This is a genomic window from Pseudomonas sp. P5_A2_2 (assembly GCF_054177685.1).
Genome location: NZ_JBGCUL010000677.1, coordinates 1 through 2,474, shown reverse-complemented (window position 1 = coordinate 2,474; position 2,474 = coordinate 1). Strand labels below are relative to the sequence as shown.

The window sequence follows — 2,474 nt, the reverse complement described above, 5'->3', positions numbered from 1 at the left end:
CTTGCGGCCTTCAGGGTTCTTGCCCAGGGTGTCCGGATCGTACGAGCAGCGCAGTTCGACGATATTGCCGTCGGCGTCCTTGATCGCTTCGTCGGCACGGATCACGTAGCTGCCGCGCAGACGCACTTCGCCGTTCGGCTCCAGGCGCTTGTAGCCTTTTGGCGGCTCTTCCATGAAGTCTTCACGGTCGATATAGATCTCACGGGCGAATGGCAGAACGCGCATGCCCATGTCTTCTTTCGGATGGCACGGCAGTTCGAGGTTCTCGACCTGGCCTTCCGGGTAGTTGGTGATCACGACTTTCAGCGGACGCAACACGCACATGGCACGCGGGGCGCTATGGTCGAGGTCGTCGCGGATGCTGAATTCGAGCATGCCGAAGTCGACCACGCCGTCGGAACGGTTGGTGCCGATCATTTCGCAGAAGTTGCGGATCGATTTCGGCGTGTAGCCACGGCGGCGGAAGCCCGACRGCGTGGACATGCGCGGGTCGTCCCAGCCATTGACGTGTTTTTCATCGACCAGCTGCTTGAGCTTGCGCTTGCTGGTGATGGTGTAGTTCAGGTTCAGGCGGCTGAACTCGTACTGGCGCGGGTGCGCCGGTACTGGCAGGTTATCGAGGAACCAGTCGTACAGCGGACGATGGCTTTCGAACTCCAGGGTGCAGATCGAGTGGGTAATGCCTTCGATGGCGTCCGACTGACCGTGGGTGAAGTCGTAGTTCGGGTAAATGCACCACTTGTCACCGGTCTGGTGGTGATGGGCATGTCGGATGCGGTACATGATCGGGTCGCGCAGGTTCATGTTCGGCGAGGCCATATCGATCTTGGCCCGCAGCACGCGTGCGCCGTCCTTGAACTCGCCGGCCTTCATGCGGGCGAACAGGTCGAGGTTCTCTTCAACCGAGCGGTCGCGGAACGGACTGTTCTTGCCCGGCTCGGTCAGGCTGCCACGGTATTCCTTGGCTTGCTCAGGGGTCAGGTCGTCAACATAGGCCTTGCCGGTCTTGATCAACTCCACCGCCCAGTCATGCAACTGGTCGAAATATTGCGAGGCGTAGCGCACTTCACCGGACCACTCGAAGCCCAGCCATTTGACGTCGCTTTCGATCGCGTCGATGTATTCCTGGTCTTCCTTGGCCGGGTTGGTGTCGTCGAAACGCAGGTGCGTGACGCCGCCGAACTCCTGGGCCAGGCCGAAGTTCACACAGATCGACTTGGCGTGACCGATGTGCAGGTAGCCGTTGGGTTCAGGCGGGAAACGGGTGACGATTTGCGTGTGCTTGCCCGAGTCCAGGTCTGCCTGGATGATCGGCCGCAGGAAGTTGACCGGCACGGCAGGGCCGGTCTTGGCATTCGAGGTAGGGTCGACAGTGGGCTTGCTCATAGGATCCTTGAACGTACAAGTGCGTGGCCGTAATGAAGGCCGGACAAAACAAAGCCGCTATCATAGCCGATGCTGTCAAGTGCCTGACAGAGCGCACTCTGTAAACCGTCGCATTTAATAGGCCGTAAATGAAAAAACAGCCTCGAAATTCGCGTCTGGCACGCTAAACTGCGCACCTTGGCCAAAACAGGCTGAACCGGTGGCGGGACATGATGTTCCAACACCACGAATTCCTTATAAAGAGTAACGATCATGACCCAAGTCAAACTGACTACCAACTTCGGCGACATCGTCCTCGAACTGAACGCCGATAAAGCCCCGATCACCGTGGCCAACTTCGTCGAATACGTCAAAGCCGGTCACTACGAAAACACCGTTTTCCACCGCGTCATCGGTAACTTCATGATCCAGGGCGGCGGTTTCGAGCCAGGCATGAAAGAAAAGAAAGACAAGCGTCCAAGCATCCAGAACGAAGCGGACAACGGCCTTTCCAACGACAAGTACACCGTCGCCATGGCCCGCACCATGGAACCGCATTCGGCTTCCGCCCAGTTCTTCATCAACGTGGCGGACAACAGCTTCCTGAACCACAGCGGCAAGAACGTTCAAGGCTGGGGCTACGCGGTATTCGGTAAAGTGACCGCAGGCACCGACGTTGTCGACAAGATCAAAGGCGTGGCCACCACCTCCAAGTCCGGCCACCAGGACGTACCGGCAGACGACGTGATCATCGAGAAAGCCGAGATCATTGAGTGATATTGCTGATTTCAGACTTGCATCTGGAAGAGGAGCGCCCGGACATCACCCGGGCGTTTCTGGATTTGCTCGCCGGACGCGCCCGCTCGGCGAGTGCGTTGTACATTCTGGGCGACTTTTTCGAGGTATGGATTGGCGACGACGCCATGACACCCTTCCAGCGTTCCATCTGCCAGGCCCTGCGCGACCTCAGCGACAGCGGCACGGCCATTTTTCTGATGCACGGCAATCGCGACTTCCTGCTCGGCAAGGCGTTCTGCAAACAGGCAGGCTGCACCTTGTTGAAAGATCCGAGTGTCGTGCAACTCAACGGCGAGCCGGTGCTGCTGATG

At 58.5% G+C, this 2,474-nt stretch carries 3 protein-coding genes; 2 read left to right on the top strand and 1 reads right to left on the bottom strand.

What is annotated here, in order from left to right:
* On the bottom strand, nt 1–1,386 hold a 1,386-nt coding region (locus ACXRVY_RS24075; RefSeq protein WP_458238435.1), incomplete at its 3' end, for a glutamine--tRNA ligase/YqeY domain fusion protein.
* A gap of 252 nt (nt 1,387–1,638) precedes the next feature.
* Between ACXRVY_RS24075 and ACXRVY_RS24070 the strand changes: the two genes are divergently transcribed.
* On the top strand, nt 1,639–2,142 hold the full coding sequence (locus tag ACXRVY_RS24070; protein WP_008053603.1) for a peptidylprolyl isomerase: 504 nt from the start codon (nt 1,639–1,641) through the stop codon (nt 2,140–2,142).
* On the top strand, nt 2,139–2,474 hold a 336-nt coding region (locus ACXRVY_RS24065), incomplete at its 3' end, for a UDP-2,3-diacylglucosamine diphosphatase (RefSeq protein WP_458238434.1). The genes ACXRVY_RS24070 and ACXRVY_RS24065, both read left to right, overlap by 4 nt.